The 14,581-nt window shown below is 56.0% G+C and carries 10 protein-coding genes and 1 tRNA gene; 9 read left to right on the top strand and 2 right to left on the bottom strand.

What is annotated here, in order from left to right; translation table 11 throughout:
- Window positions 1-6: 6 nt before the first annotated feature.
- Both smc and LOC70_RS19480 read right to left on the bottom strand, forming a co-directional pair.
- The gene (smc, locus tag LOC70_RS19485; RefSeq protein WP_230255646.1) at window positions 7-3,585 is read right to left on the bottom strand and encodes a chromosome segregation protein SMC; all 3,579 of its coding nucleotides are present in this window, start codon (window positions 3,583-3,585) and stop codon (window positions 7-9) included.
- 135 nt (window positions 3,586-3,720) lie between these two features.
- Window positions 3,721-4,653 carry a DUF456 domain-containing protein gene (locus tag LOC70_RS19480; RefSeq protein WP_230255645.1) on the bottom strand — a complete coding sequence of 311 codons (933 nt, stop codon included), beginning with the start codon at window positions 4,651-4,653 and terminating at the stop codon, window positions 3,721-3,723.
- A 235-nt stretch (window positions 4,654-4,888) separates the two neighbouring features.
- Here LOC70_RS19480 and LOC70_RS19475 point away from each other — a divergent pair, with 235 nt between their 5' ends.
- From LOC70_RS19475 to LOC70_RS19435, 9 genes are all read left to right on the top strand, one after another.
- The gene (locus LOC70_RS19475; protein ID WP_230255644.1) at window positions 4,889-5,494 is read left to right on the top strand and encodes an HNH endonuclease; all 606 of its coding nucleotides are present in this window, start codon (window positions 4,889-4,891) and stop codon (window positions 5,492-5,494) included.
- Window positions 5,495-5,770: 276 nt separating this feature from the next.
- Entirely contained in the window at window positions 5,771-6,235 is a 465-nt protein-coding gene (locus tag LOC70_RS19470; protein ID WP_230255643.1) for a hypothetical protein, read from the top strand.
- A gap of 150 nt (window positions 6,236-6,385) precedes the next feature.
- Window positions 6,386-6,459: transfer RNA gene (locus LOC70_RS19465), tRNA-Pro, on the top strand.
- Window positions 6,460-6,651: 192 nt separating this feature from the next.
- Entirely contained in the window at window positions 6,652-7,047 is a 396-nt protein-coding gene (locus LOC70_RS19460) for a hypothetical protein (RefSeq protein ID WP_230255642.1), read from the top strand.
- 210 nt (window positions 7,048-7,257) lie between these two features.
- Window positions 7,258-7,632, top strand: a complete 375-nt coding sequence (locus LOC70_RS19455) for a response regulator (RefSeq protein ID WP_230255641.1) — start codon at window positions 7,258-7,260, stop codon at window positions 7,630-7,632.
- A gap of 4 nt (window positions 7,633-7,636) precedes the next feature.
- Window positions 7,637-8,101 (top strand): aspartate 1-decarboxylase, encoded by a 465-nt coding sequence (panD, locus tag LOC70_RS19450; protein WP_230255640.1) that lies wholly within the window; start codon window positions 7,637-7,639, stop codon window positions 8,099-8,101.
- A gap of 3 nt (window positions 8,102-8,104) precedes the next feature.
- Window positions 8,105-9,193, top strand: coding sequence for a site-2 protease family protein (locus LOC70_RS19445; RefSeq protein WP_230255639.1), 1,089 nt, complete (start codon window positions 8,105-8,107; stop codon window positions 9,191-9,193).
- 236 nt (window positions 9,194-9,429) lie between these two features.
- A complete protein-coding gene (locus LOC70_RS19440; RefSeq protein WP_230255638.1) occupies window positions 9,430-11,397 on the top strand; it encodes a glucuronate isomerase in 1,968 nt (655 codons plus the stop codon).
- A gap of 355 nt (window positions 11,398-11,752) precedes the next feature.
- The gene (locus LOC70_RS19435; RefSeq protein WP_255716482.1) at window positions 11,753-14,512 is read left to right on the top strand and encodes a DUF1549 and DUF1553 domain-containing protein; all 2,760 of its coding nucleotides are present in this window, start codon (window positions 11,753-11,755) and stop codon (window positions 14,510-14,512) included.
- Window positions 14,513-14,581: the final 69 nt, after the last annotated feature.

Here is a 14,581-nt window from a genome sequence, read left to right as displayed (position 1 = left end):
TCGCGTTTACGCGGCGTTGATTTGTCCGTCTTCACTGACATCTTCAAACCGAATCGAAACTTGTTTGCTGACCCCGGACTCTTGCATGGTGACCCCGTACAGAGTCGTGGCGGCCGTCATGGTTTTCTTGCTGTGTGTCACCACAATGAACTTGGACTGATCCAAGAATTCCGTCAACACGGTGACGAACCGGCCAATGTTGGCTTCGTCAAACGGTGCATCCACTTCGTCGAGCACACAGAACGGGCTGGGACGATACTGGAAGATTGACATCAACAACGCAACGGCGGTCAACGCTTTCTCACCACCGGAGAGCAATGAGTTGCTGAAACTTGGCTTCCCGGGTGGCGTCGCAACAATGTCGACACCGGCCTCCAGGGGATCGTCGGACTCCTCCAAAACCAAATCCGCGTGCCCGCCGCCGAACGATTTGCGATACAGCTTCTGAAAATTGATTCGGATGGCTTCCAGCGTATCCAAGAACAACCGTCGAGAATCGGAATTGATCCGAGCAATCACTCGCTGCAGAGAATCTTTGGCGGCGGTCAGGTCTTGATACTGGCCATGCAGTTCGTCGTAACGAACTTGCAGCTCATTGAGTTCCTCCAAAGCTTCCATGTTGACCGAACCAACGTTCTGCACCTGAGCCCGCAGTCGACTGATTTCATCGTCCACCGCCGAGCGGTCATCGATCTCAGCCAACTCCTCCGGCGGCTCGTCACCACGCAGATCAATTTGGTAATCCTCCGCGATCCGATCCGCCAATGTGGTCTGCTTCAGCGCCGCGGCATCGCGAGCCGAACTGATTGTGGCCACGGATTCGGTTGCCTTGGCAACGGCTTTGATGGCCGCTTGCGATTCCGATTGCACGCGCCGCGTCGCTTCGCGTTCGCGATTGGCTTCGGCCGCCAGTGCTTGCAGTTGAGCGTCGGCGGACTCCATCGCGATCATTAACTCAGCCAAACGATTGTCAGCTTCCAAAATTCGCGTTTCGATCTCGGCAATCCGCTGTCGGGTGCCCTTCATGGCTTCGCGAACTTCCTGATTGGCCGCCTCACGTTGGCTCTGGTCTCGGCGAGCCACATCCGCCGCGATCGTCAGCGATTCGACTTTCTGTTCGATCCGAGCCGCTTCCACGGAAATGCTCATCGCCGCGGACTGCACCTCCCGAAGCTGAGCCGATGCGACGGTCAATCGCTCATCAACCTCCGTTCGTTCCGCTTCCAAGCTCTCGATGCGTTGCTTTCCGTCGTGGATGGATGTTTCCAACTCAGCGTCTTGCAGCTTCGCGGTATCCAGCAATTCTGAATGCGAGGCGGACGACCGTTTCAGTTCGTCCACGGCGAACTGCCTCGCGGACAAACGCTCGGCGACGTGATGCAACTTCGCTTCGCCGGCGGCATGTTCCGTGATCCAGTTTCGCATCGACTGTTCGTGCCGACCCAACTCAGCAGCTTCGCTATCGACGACACCGGTCAATCGTTTGACTTCTTTCTCGGCTTCCTCAATTTGGTAGCTGTAGTGCTGCATCTCTGACTTTGCCGCGGCCAGCTCGCTGCGTCGGCTGACCAAACCAGTTTCACCACCCGGAGGCCCAACCACGCTGGACCCATCGTTGTCCAACAAGTCCCCTGATGCGGTGACAAAACGCAGGCCAGCCGAAGACAGTTTGCGAAGCCCAATCGCCGTGGCCAACGTGTCGACCAACCAGGTGTTGCCCAGCAAGTGTCGACAAAGTGGTTCCAGCTCCTCCGGACAATCGATCATCTTGTCCGCTCGCCCAATCACACCCGCCAATCCGTCCAAGCGAATCTTGTCTCCCGGACGGCGGTTGGGCAGCTCATCCAAACGGATGATCCCCACGCGGGTGCCAATTTTAATTTCGCCGCGGCTGATCGCGTCGCCCACCGATCCGCCGCGAACAATCACGTATTGGCTGCGTGGCCCCAGTGCAGCATCGATCAACGGAGCCACCTGACGGTCCACCGAGAAACAATCGGCAACGATCCCGACCAAGTCTTGCTTCAAACGAGGATCGGTCATTCGCAAAACTTCGCGAACTCCGCCGCTGACGCCTTCTTGCTTTTGCTGCAGTTCCTCCAGCACCTTGGCTCGTTCGGTGATGCCCTGCAAACGTATTTTCAGCGAGCCAATTTCTTCTCGACGCCGCTCCAACACACGACGAGTCTCGCGGACCTTCGCGTCGGCGATTTCAACTTCGCGTTGTGCGTCCGCGATTCGCGATTTCAGTTGTTCAACATTCTTCGCCGCAGCATCGTGGTCGGACTGCGCCGCGGCCAACGCTTCGTCGGCGGCGATCGAGTTGCGTGCAATCTCTTCCAACGCTCGCGCAGCTTCGCGCATTTGCTGAGCCACACGTCCTCGGTTGGCTTCATGCTCCGCGACGCGGCGGACAAACGCCAAGTGCTCTCGTTGCAAATCGTCCCGTCTGGTTTCGATCTCGTGCACCGCGGTTTGCTCGGCGTCGCGGCGAGCAGCGATCGATTCCTTCTGATTTTGGACCTCCGCCAATTCCGATTCCGCCACCTCCAACTCGGCGATGGTTTTACGCAAATCAGCGATGGCCGATCCCGCCTCGGTCCGCATCGCACGCAAACGTCGATAGTGACCGATCAGCGTGCGACGTTGCTCGACCAAGGTCGTTTGATCCGATTCACGGCGACCTTGGATCCTCGCGATCTCGCCGGACAATTCGCTGCGGTTCTGCTCCGCCTCGCGAGCCGCTTCCGCGATGGTTTGCAATTGCATCTCGGCGGCTTGTCGCTGTTCCTCGAGCGACTCACGAAGCGCGTCCGCTTCACGGTGCTCTCGCTGAGCCGCTTCCAACTGCGAAGTGGCGTTTTGCAACTCAGCCGACAAAGTCAACCAATCGTTCCAGGCAACCACGGTGCGCAGCTCTTTCAAGCGATCGCTCGCTTGACGATATCGCTCCGCCTTTCCTGCCTGGCTCTTCAGTGTCTTCAGTCGAGTCGCGACCTCGTCAACGATGTCGCCCAACCGCGTCAAGTTTGACTGCACGCGTTCCAGTCGCCGTTCGGCTTCGACCTTCTTCGCTTTGAAACGGCTGATCCCCGCGGCTTCTTCGAAAATGGCTCGACGATCTTTTGCGTTGGCTTGCAGCATGCGATCGACTTTGCCCTGTTCGATCAAACTGTAAGCATCGATGCCGATTCCCGTTCCGCGAATCAACGCTTTGACGTCCTTCAATCGGACGGCCTGTTGGTTGATCAGGTATTCGCCTTCGCCACTGCGATACACCCGCCGCGTGACGTGAACCTCCGGCGCGTCAACCGGCATTTGACCGCCGGAATTGTCAAAGATGATCGTGGCTTCCGCGGCACCGGCCGGCCCACGGGTCTGCGAGCCTTTGAAGATCACATCGGACATGTCTTTCCCACGAAGACTCTTCGCGGATTGACTGCCCAGCACCCATTTCATCGCGTCGACGATGTTTGATTTACCGGAGCCGTTCGGCCCCACCACGACGGTGATGCCGTCGGGGAAATCAAATCGCGTCCGATCAGCGAAGCTCTTGAAACCGGCCAGCTCGAGTGCTTTGAGCATGAATGTTCGTGATGCCGGGAGCGAAAGAAGTTGAGACCAATGGACGGGTGAAACGTCGTTTCCAAGCGTCAAGACTAGCCAAAACCGGGCCGAAATCCTAGTTCGATCGCGTGAAACGGCCCACAAACCTGCGGCTCAGAAAAGCACCCCAACCACGCAAACCACCAAAACAGCCAATCCCGCGAGCATTTTCCCCACCGTGCCGGCCGTCCGCCCCCAAAACGCGGCCTGACCAATCCGCCAATTCTCTTTCCACGGTTTCCCGTTGTTCCATTCCGCGAACATTGCCCCGGCGGTGGCTCCCAACCCGCCGAACAAAATCGCGGCCAAAACGGGCCCGACCACAGGAATCGGCAATCCGACAATGCCGCCGAGGATCGCACCGGCAATTGATCCGATGATCGCCATTAGGGTCGCTCGACGACTGGCTCCCGCTCGGCTCGCTCCCATCGCACCGGCCAAAAACTCGATCAACTCACCCACCAATCCCAGGGCAAACGCGACCACCAGCGAAAACAATCCCAACCGCCAACGACCTTCCTCCGGCCCCAGCCAGACATAAAACGCCATCATCGCGATCGCCAACCAATTGCCAGGCAATGCCACCAAATTGAGCAGCCAGGCTGCGAAGCAAAACAAAATTAACCCCAGTGCCAACGCCACCACGCCCAACGGCATCAACACATCACGAATGGTGTCGCGAGTCCAAACCAGAGCCTCCGTGATCCAGCCCCAAAACCCGCCCGACTGCGACTCCGTTGCCTCGGAAGAGGTCGAACCGACCGCGACTGCGCCTGCTTCGCGATTGTCTGATTCGTTCTTCCTCGCTTCCTTGTTCTCTGGTTCAACGCCAACCAACTTGTCGGCTTCCGTGTCGGAGTTGGCTGCTTCGCGGATCGCTGGATCGGTTGGCAAAACGTCGGTGCCCTGAGCGAGCACGATTGGCCTGCCCCCGAGTGTCCCCATCGCAACTTGACGCGGAAACTCGTTTTGTGCTGTTACCTGGCGAGCGCATCCAATCGCCACCAACACGCTTACCAGCAGAAGACAACGTTGCAGATCGATCATGCTGTGAAATCTATCGGAAGAATTGAAGTGGAAAGGCTTTTTGGTCACGCACGTGTGAACCAAACCCGGTAATTTCCGGTCTCATAAGCGACTTGGGAACCAGCCCCGTCCTGTTGCAGAAAGATGGAGTGATTGTTCGTCGAAGCCACGAAAATGTGGTTTCCTCGTTTCCCAAACGCTACGATGGAGCAACTACGAAGCCAACTTTCTGATCGAGGAAAGGACTGACGCAGCAATGAGCGGACGGGTTTTAGAAACCAACGTACTGGTGCTGAATCGTTTCTACATGGCGATTCGTGTGGTCAATGTTCGACGAGCATTGACGCTGTTGTACCGAGATTGTGCGGAGGTCATCGACAACGACGACGGACAGTTCGTTGGGTATGACTTTGATAGCTGGTGTGAACTGAGCCAAATGGCTTCTTCTCAAAAACAACCAGACGATGAATACATCCAAGCCGTTGGCTTTGAATTGAAAGTCCCACGGATCGCAAGACTGACTCGCTTCGACCGAATGCCAGCCCAGACGGTTCGCTTCAACCGAAAGAACCTGTTTGCCCGAGACGATCACACGTGTCAGTACTGCGGCAAAGCGGAACCGACTCACAAGCTGAGCCTGGATCACGTAGTTCCTCGGTCCCACGGCGGTGGCACGACTTGGGAGAACATTGTGTGCTGCTGCCTGCGATGCAACAGTCGCAAAGGAGGCCGCACACCACAGCAGGCACGAATGAAATTGCTTTCACGTCCGGTCAAGCCTCGGTTCAATCCGCTGATGACACATTCGATGGATGATCCTCGTTACGCGTCCTGGAAAACGTTTTTGCAAACGGCCAAGTGATCATCGCGGTCCTGACCTGATCGCTTCGACTGGCCACGCGCGAATGCACGTGGCCAGTTGAATCCAGCAAAGTCGCCGAACGCAAAACTTGCGAGAATTCGCCATCCCGGTTTGTCATCAGACTCATCGGGATCGGCGTGATCGTGTCCAAATGTCGCCTATGGATTATCGGCGAAACCCGAAAATCTGCTTTTGCTCGACAAACATTTTTCGGCGTGGTTATACTCGGGTCATCATCGCTCAGGACACATCGGACCCGAACCGGAATCATCCCCAATGTCTTACGACGACAACCCCGCCTCGCCAGTTTTCCGCATTGATGTCTCAGCAGAAACGGATGCAGGTGTGCCAGTCTCCCACGAAGAATTGACCGTCGGGTTGTTGCGTCAGTTGGTCGCCACTCAACAGCAACAAAACAAATTGCTGACCGAATTGGTTCAACAGAACGCCGCGATGCACAAGCAACGTGCGGGCGAATTGCAGCAGTGGAAAGACGCCAACCCGCAACTTTCGCGTGCCTGCCGCCGTGCTGCGGAAACGCTCAGCGAAGTGCAAACGGAGTTTCTGCAAACGCTGACCGAGGAGATCGACGATTCGGGTGAGCACTTGGTCGAGGGCGAATACATGCTGAATGAATTCATCGACCGTTTCGGACCACGCATGGCGCACCTGAACGGAATTTTGCAAGTCCTGGCGCAGCTTGGCACCGGCGAACCGATGGCGCAACAACAGCAGCAATGAGCCAATCGGAATGATTCGAAGCCTCCAAAAAATTCTGTGGCTTCGAACTCCGAAGTGGACTTTCGAGAAATCGAATCGTTCGCTAATCTCTCGCCTTCTCAGACACCAACGCCGTTTCGCGGCGGACATCGGAGTCTGAAAACGCCTTATCGGGGCGTAGCTCAGCCTGGCAGAGCGTCTGGTTTGGGACCAGAAGGTCGCACGTTCGAATCGTGTCGCCCCGATTTTCTTTTGCCGGATGCAGCGGCTCTGCTCGCTGCTCTTCTTTTGCCGGCCTGTTAGGTTGGATTGCTTTTGAAAGCGATCGCGTGCCCCGGGGCCGATGTGAGGTCGCCGAAGCCGTTCGTGGCCGCGTTCCATTCGCGTGCTAGAATTCATCTACCAGATACTGTGAGCGATTCCGAAAATCGACATGGATGCTGGGATCGTCTTCGCCCGGTGTTTTGCTCAACGCCTCTTCCTATCCATTTCTGCTAGCCAAGGTCAGTGCCACCGCCGCTGACGTGACAGTTCTCATGGTCAAAACCTGCCGAAGCTGCAAACGACCGGTCGATCCCGATCGAGATTGGATTGAGCGGTTCTTGATCGAAGGAGCACCCGCCCCGCCGGAATCCCGCGCCACAAAAGCAGATTTGCGACAAGCCGTCGCAGAACGCGACCACTTGCTTCAGCAATTACACGGCATGGCCCTGCGAATGCTGGCGAAAGAACTGTCGATCGCGTCCTCTCCTTCCTTGAGCGACGATCGATCACCGTCGCAGATCCAAGCCGATATGCAGCGTTGGATTCGCGATCACGAACTTGTCCGCTGAAGTCACCCTGTCCGTGGTGGACGCACCCCCGACCGGCAGTTTTCATGTCAAATGGCGCATGCGTTGCTGATTGAATCTCGCAGCCGCATCGTCTGGTTGGATGCAGGCTGCACCTTGTTCATTCCCCCTTGCGCAGTTAAACCTGGATGTTTCGGTTCGATCGTCCCAGGGACCTTTCCTGCAACCCCCTCGACGGAGAAGTAACACCCGATGGCAAAAACCTTAGTCGACTGTGGCAACTGCGGCCCCGATTTCAATGCCATCCGCCAGATGGTGACCTCCCACTTCGATGCGGCGGTTTTGCAAACCCACGGTGCCGAAGACACCCTGAAGATGCTGCGAGATCGCAAAGTGGACTTGGTCACGGTGAATCGGAAATTGGATCGCGACTACTCAGATGGTCTCGATGTGATCAAACAAATCAAATCCGATCCGGAACTGTCCGAAGTCCCCGTGATGCTGGTCACCAATTACGACGAGCATCAAGAAACCGCCATGCAAGAAGGCGCGGAACGAGGCTTCGGCAAACTGGAAATCGGATCGGACAACACAATCGAACGATTGAAGCCTTACTTGTTGGACTGAGTCGGTGGACGCACCTTACCGAAAATTGCTGGCCGCTAAGATTCACCGGGCAACGGTGACCGGAGCGGACGTGAATTACGAAGGCAGCCTGACGGTGCCGCCTGAACTGCTGGTCGCCGCAGGGATCCATCCCTACGAGTCCTTGCACGTCTGGAACGTGACTCGCGGAACTCGGTTGGAGACTTACGCGATCGAGGGCCTACCAAACTCGAGTGATGTTTGCGCCAACGGGGCTGCGGCTCACCTGATTCGCCCTGGCGATCACGTGATCTTGGCGGCCTATGCAATGGTGCCAGAGGCCGATGCGGCGACTCATCAACCTCGTCTCGTGTTTGTCGACGAGAACAATCAACTCTCACACATTGGCCCTGAAGTCGCCGGCCCACAACTTCGCTCGGACTCGGAACCATCTCAGCTTGTTTCCGCACCCAAGAATGCGGACGGACAACCGATCGCCGAAGGCTGCTGAAACGTGTCCGCATCGGACACGCAGCAATTGATCACGGCCGTCCGCGCTCTGGAATCGGATTCACAAAGTTCGCTGAAGCAATCGCTGCGATCGATTGCCTCCATCTTGCTCTTCGTCGCCGTGGCTTCGTTCTGGTGGGACGCGCGATTGGTCTCGATGCTCGTCGGGATCCTGTTGCTTCACGAGGCCGGCCATTTGCTGGCCATGAAACGGTTTGGCTACCGACGACTGCGGATGATGTTTGTTCCGCTACTTGGCGCCGCGGTCAGCGGACATGCTCTTCACTTGCCCGCGTGGAAGAGAGCCTTCGTTTACTTCGCCGGCCCCGTTCCGGGAATTTTGCTGGCGGTGTTGTTGCTGTCGATTGACGCCGTCATCTCTGAGTCCGTGAAAGAAGCCGGTACCACCCGACTCCCCTTCCTCGGCGCATCGAACTGGCGATTCGAACTAGGCGGACTGGCGTTGCTACTGAATTGGATGAACCTGCTTCCGCTGCTTCCTTTGGATGGCGGCAAGATCATTCAAACCACTTTCGCCCGTCCATCCGTTCAACGAGAACTGGCTCTCCGACTGCTAACGATTGCCGTCGTTGTGTCACTTGCGATTGCGATCAACGAACCTCTGCTGTTGCTGCTTCTCGCCCCACTGTTAGCGACACTGCCTTTGGCGATCCGAACATCTCGGCTCTGCCGACAATTCGCTGGCTTGTCCAACTTCGCATCGCAACACACGAAAGCAGATTCTCGCGAGGTCAGCAGCGACAACCTTCCATCGAGCGACCCAAACCAAGGACCACGTTCCAAGTCGGTTCCGCCCGAAAGAATCGAAGACATTCATGCGGCGTTGCAGCAGACTCCGCTCGGCCAGCTAAGCACGTCACAGCAAGCCAATTGGGTGATCCAAATTTACGAGGCATCCTCGTCGCCCGTCCCATCGAACCGATCGCGTTGGCTGATTTGGATCGTTTATCTCGTTTGCCTTGGGTTCAGCACCGGTTTCGGATGGTGGGTCTGGCGAAAACATTCCTTGGTGGAACCAGTCTTGCCGCCACCTGAATTCCCGCCGATTGTGTCTTGCATGGTGGGCTGGTGAGCAACTCTAGCGGAACAACCAAGCCGCTAAACGACAAACAATCTCTGTGTAACATGGAAAATCCCAATGCAGACATGGAAGTTGCCCCGCATTTCGTCTTCGCTGTCAAACACCCACCGGTTGGAGTTTGCTTTTGAGGAAGCCTGGACGGTCAGCGCCTTTCCATGGTCGATCCGAATCGCAAGTGTGAGTATCCTGTGGCGACCGATCCACACCACTCCTAAATGCCAATCCCCATGTCAGAATCGTCCAACGTCAACAACGGACCCAAATCGGAAATCTACGAAGCGTTGACGTCCATTCGGTTGATTGACCCTCACTCGCACATCAACCCGCACTCACCCGCCTCGTCGACCTTGGCGGATCTGTTGGGTTACCACTACTACACCGAACTGGCGCACTCCTCGGGTATGCCGAAGTCTCGGATTGAAGATCCTTCCATCGGCCCCAAAGAATTGGTCGAGCGTTTGGTCGGTGGGCTTCAACCGCTGGAGAACACAGCTCAGTACAGTTGGCTGATTGAGATCTGTCGCACGTTTTTCGGTTTCGAAGAAGACCGTTTGCATCTCAACAATTGGGAAGCCCTTTATGACCGTAGCGAACAAATCATGGCGTCCGCGCAGTGGTCCGAAACGGTGCTGGATCAAAGCAACGTCCAAGCGGTCTTTCTAACGAACGATTTCGACGATGCGTTGGATGGCTTCGACACCGACACCTACATCCCGTGCCTGCGGACGGACGACTTGGTCTTTCATTTGGCCAAACCGGAGGTCCGCGGTCGATTGGCCACTTGCACCGGGATTGAACTCGATGGCAGTTTGGAATCACTCCGTTCCAGCTTGAAGCAACGTTTTGAACACTTTGTCAGCCGAGGTGCTCGCGCCTGTGCGATTTCGATCCCACCGTCGTTCGCACCAACTCCCGTCCCTGACGGACGTGCGTCAACGGCCCTGAACGCGGTGCTGCAAAAAGGTTTGGCTGCAGACGCTTCGCATCGTGACGCGTTGTCGCGCAGAGTATTTTGGACGCTCGCCGAACTGTGTGACGAATTCGGATTGCCCTTTGACTTGATGATCGGCGTCAATCGCCAGGTCTATCCCGAGGGCGTCTTCCAAGGCCAAGACCTCTACGATTCGCGAGTGTCGCTGATCCAGTATCGCGAATTGTTCAATTCATTCCCGAACGTGAAGTTCCCGATCTCAGTGCTCGCCAGCGTGACCAATCAGGAACTGGTTAGCTACGCGTGGATCTTCCCCAACGTGATTGCCAATGGCCACTGGTGGTACAGCAACACGCCATCCTTCATTTCGCGAGACGCCGCCGCGCGTTTGGAAGCCATTCCTCAAACCAAACAAATTGGCTACTACAGCGACGCATACAAGCTCGAATTCATCTGGCCCAAATTTGACATGTATCGCCAAGTCTTGAGCGGCGTTTTGTCAGACCAGTTTGTTGGCCAACGCGGTTGGTCCGTTGAGCGTGCTGTCGAACTCGGTCGACGTATCCTTCGTGACAACGTGGAGGAAATCTTTCCTCGCCCGGAACGTGCCGCCGCACCACTTGCTGGTGAAGCTGAATCAGACGAAGCCCAATCGCCCAGCATTCCAGGTGCACTCGGTGTCGCCACCGCCGTCGCGGGTGTGACGGAGATTGTTGATTCATTCGACACGCCGGAGACGTCAGTGCCAGAAACTCTGGACACCGACTCGCCCGCCGCCGAGCCTTCGTCCGACGACGACCTTTCGCTGGACATTGACGCCTTGCCGGGCGACGAGGAAGTGCAAGAACTGGGCGTCGAGGATGTCGAACTGATCGATGACTCCGCACCAGAAGGGACCTCGGCCGAAGACCTTGCCAATTTGGTGGAAGAGGAATCCTTGGATGTGGGCAACTTGCTGGATGACGAAGAACCAGCTCCTGAAATCACGCAACTTCGTGGTGAATCCTCCTTCAGCCCCGACGACGAATCACTGCAATTGGAATCCGATCCAACGACCGGCGAATTCACGCTTCCCGTCGACGGTTCCGACTCAGACAACGACGAAGAAGAGTTCATCACCATCAATGACGCATCCGACCTGACCGCGGACAACGTCGAAGAGTTGCTCGAGAATTCCGACGAACCGAAAGCCGCAGAAGCCGAGGTCGAAGAGTTCGACCTTGATTTCTTAGACGAAGACGACGAGGGCAAAGAAACGACCTGAGCGATCAACCACACTGCCTCTGGCCGGCGGGATGGTGCGTCGGCCATTGATCGTTGATGGGCCTGCACCCATCACGATGCATGCCGCCGAAGGGAGAGATCAGCACCGGAACGACCACAGAACGCTCAATCCGAGCCCCTTCGAGCACTGATTTTTCGAATTTCTTTCACCCCACCGGCCGTTTGTCACGGTACTTTGAACGACGAAAGACGTTCAAACCGTGGCACACCACCTCTGGAATGTTCCGGTGGTTGCCTTCCATGGTCGTGATGGCAGCGAAATTCGAGGAGACCCCGTGGTCCATTGTCATTGGCAAAGTCGCGTTCCCGCCAACACACTTCGTTTCGCGATTGGGATGCTCGTAGCGGGCATCGTCGGTTGGCAAGCCACCGCACAAGCCGCGGAACCATCGGCGGATTCTGCTCCACCCGCAGCCTCTCAGCCATTGCCACCGCTTTCGGATCGACTGGCACACGCGGACACGAAAGAAGTTCCCGATTTCCAACGACATATCACCCCGTTGCTTGGTCGTTTGGGTTGCAACGGTCGTGCTTGCCACGGATCGTTTCAAGGCCGCGGCGACTTTCAGCTTTCTCTGTTTGGATATGACTTTCGCGCCGACCATGACGCACTCCTGGATCCTGATACGGGACGAGTGGATCCCGATGATGTCTCGGAAAGCTTGATCCTTGCCAAACCAACCGACGCGGATATCCACGAAGGCGGCAAGCGGCTCGATCGCGGAAGCTGGCAATATCACACGCTGCGAAATTGGATCGCAGCCGGCGCCAACTTCGACCCGAAAAACGTCCAAACGATTGAACGGCTGGAAATTCACCCCGCTGAAATTCAGTTCCGTGATCTCGACGAAACCGTTCAACTCCAAGCTATCGCCCATTGGGCCGATGGCACCCAAGAAATTGTGACGGATCTGTGTCGCTTCACCACCAACGACGAAGCCATCGCAACGATCACCGATGACGGAAGAGTGGGCTCTGGTGAAACCGGCGACACCCATGTGGTCGTCGCTTACGACCGAGCCGTTGTGCCGGTATCCGTGATTCGCAAGGTCGAGGTGAACGATCCCATTCCCAGTCCCGCAAAGTCGGATCACTTCGTTGACGAACTCGTTGAACAAAAGCTGGCGAAACTTGGCATCACACCGTCGGGTCTTTGCTCCGATTCCGACTTCATTCGCCGCGCCAGTTTGGACATCACAGGCACGCTTCCCGCCGCCGCGGACGTCCGTTCCTTTTTGGCGGACAAACGACCGGACAAACGTGAGAAGTTGATCAACCAACTGTTAGACTCTCCTGGCTATTCGGCTTGGTGGGCGACTCGCTTTGCGGATTGGACTGGCAATAGCGACGTGCAGCTCAACAATGCACTTCCCATCCGAGGATCGGCATCTCGATTGTGGTACGAATGGCTGCGAGTCCGCCTCGATGACAATGTTCCCTACGACGAAATTGTCGAAGGCATTGTGATGGCAGACAATCGCGAGAATGACGAGAGCTATCTCGACTACTGCGAAGCAATGACGGCTGCGTGCAAACCGGGCAACGAATCCATGTTTGCCGATCGTAGCGGAATGCCGCTGTATTGGGCGAGACGCAACTTCCAAAAACCAGAAGAACGAGCGATCGGTTTCGCCTATTCATTCCTTGGCGTTCGGATCGAATGTGCCCAGTGTCACAAACACCCCTTTGACCAATGGTCCAAGGACGACTTCGATCAATTCGCGAAACTGTTTCAAAGCATCGAAGCTCGTCCCAACACGGTCGCACGCGACTCTCGAGAAGACCGTGATGAACTGATCGCCAAGATCACTGGCGAAAAGAAGCTTCGCAATGGCGATCTTCGACGCAAGATCTATCAGGCGGCTCGCGACGGTGAAACCGTTCCTTTCCCGGAGTTGGTGTTCAATAACAATGCTCTGCAAAACCAGCGTCGCCGAGCCAAAGCACAAGCCAAGAACAACAAACGCCCGATTCAATTCAAGGTACCAACAGGTCTCGTGCTGGGACAATCTAGCGCTATACCGCTCGACCATGATCCGCGATCCGAGCTGATGGCATGGCTTCGCGATGATGCCAATCCCTACTTTGCTCGAGCCATCGTGAACCGTGTGTGGGCCAATTACTTCGGTGTCGGAATCATCAATCCCACCGACGATATGAATTTGGCGAACGCCCCCAGCAACGAAGCTTTGCTTTCCGAATTGTCGGCTCGCTTCATTGAGAATGACTTTGACCTGAAGTGGCTGTCTCGCACAATCACCACCAGCCACGCCTACCAGCGCAGCATGGAGGTCAACGAGAGCAACCAACACGACAAACGCAACTTTGCTCGCCATGTACCACGCCGACTTCCTGCAGAAGTCATCCATGATGCGGTTCGTTTGGCGACCCAATCAAGCAATGTCGCTGATCGCATGCGTGACGAAATGCAAGACATGGCGATTGCCAATGGTGTCACGCAAAACCGAAACAACCGAAGCTTTGCTTTGCAGGTGTTTGGACAATCCGAACGCGAAAGTAATTGCGATTGCGATCGCAGCGATTCCCCCAGTTTGTTGCAGTCGATCTACCTGCGAAACGATTTTGAGATGTACCGCAATCTGGAGACGAAGGACGGCTGGGTAGCTCAATCAATGCGTTCACTCGGCTTGGATCCAAACGCCGCGGGTGGGGATACACAAATTGAAAAACGAGCGGAACAGTTTCGCAACCAAACCGTCGCGAAGATCAAACGATTCTCAAAGCAAAGCCCGAAACAAAGACGAAATAATCGAGAGCGTCTGCAGACCGAATACGAACGTGTCGTTCAAAAGCTGAACCAGTACGGCTTTGAGGCTCCCAAGCTGAAAGATCTGCTCGAGGCCCCTGACAATTGGCAGCTGCAACGATTGGAACAAGACCAACCGAGCGAATCGAGTTTGACGATGGAACAAATCGTTGACGACGCCTACCTACGCACACTTTCTCGGTATCCCGACCAAGATGAGCAAGCCACTTCACTGCAATTCATCGCCGAGTCAGCGACTCCGAAAGTTGGGCTTGAGTCTTTGATGTGGGCGTTGGTCAACACAAAAGAATTCATCATTACCCACTGACCCCGATCTTGTGTCGCAGCTGAACACGCACGCGTGCCAACTGCGTTTGAGTGCTGACAAGCTCCCTTT

This window comes from Rhodopirellula halodulae (genome assembly GCF_020966775.1).
GTDB classification, from domain to species: domain Bacteria; phylum Planctomycetota; class Planctomycetia; order Pirellulales; family Pirellulaceae; genus Rhodopirellula; species Rhodopirellula halodulae.
Note: the sequence above shows the minus strand (reverse complement) of the source record. Positions and strands in the feature narration are given on the sequence as shown.

Excerpts from the sequence above, each read along its gene's own strand:
- smc (WP_230255646.1), bottom strand. The coding sequence starts at position 3,585 with ATGCTCAAAGCACTCGAGCTGGCCGGTTTCAAGAGCTTCGCTGATCGG.
- LOC70_RS19480 (WP_230255645.1), bottom strand. The coding sequence starts at position 4,653 with ATGATCGATCTGCAACGTTGTCTTCTGCTGGTAAGCGTGTTGGTGGCG.
- LOC70_RS19475 (WP_230255644.1), top strand. The coding sequence starts at position 4,889 with ATGAGCGGACGGGTTTTAGAAACCAACGTACTGGTGCTGAATCGTTTC.
- LOC70_RS19470 (WP_230255643.1), top strand. The coding sequence starts at position 5,771 with ATGTCTTACGACGACAACCCCGCCTCGCCAGTTTTCCGCATTGATGTC.
- LOC70_RS19460 (WP_230255642.1), top strand. The coding sequence starts at position 6,652 with ATGCTGGGATCGTCTTCGCCCGGTGTTTTGCTCAACGCCTCTTCCTAT.
- LOC70_RS19455 (WP_230255641.1), top strand. The coding sequence starts at position 7,258 with ATGGCAAAAACCTTAGTCGACTGTGGCAACTGCGGCCCCGATTTCAAT.
- LOC70_RS19440 (WP_230255638.1), top strand. The coding sequence starts at position 9,430 with ATGTCAGAATCGTCCAACGTCAACAACGGACCCAAATCGGAAATCTAC.
- LOC70_RS19435 (WP_255716482.1), top strand. The coding sequence starts at position 11,753 with ATGCTCGTAGCGGGCATCGTCGGTTGGCAAGCCACCGCACAAGCCGCG.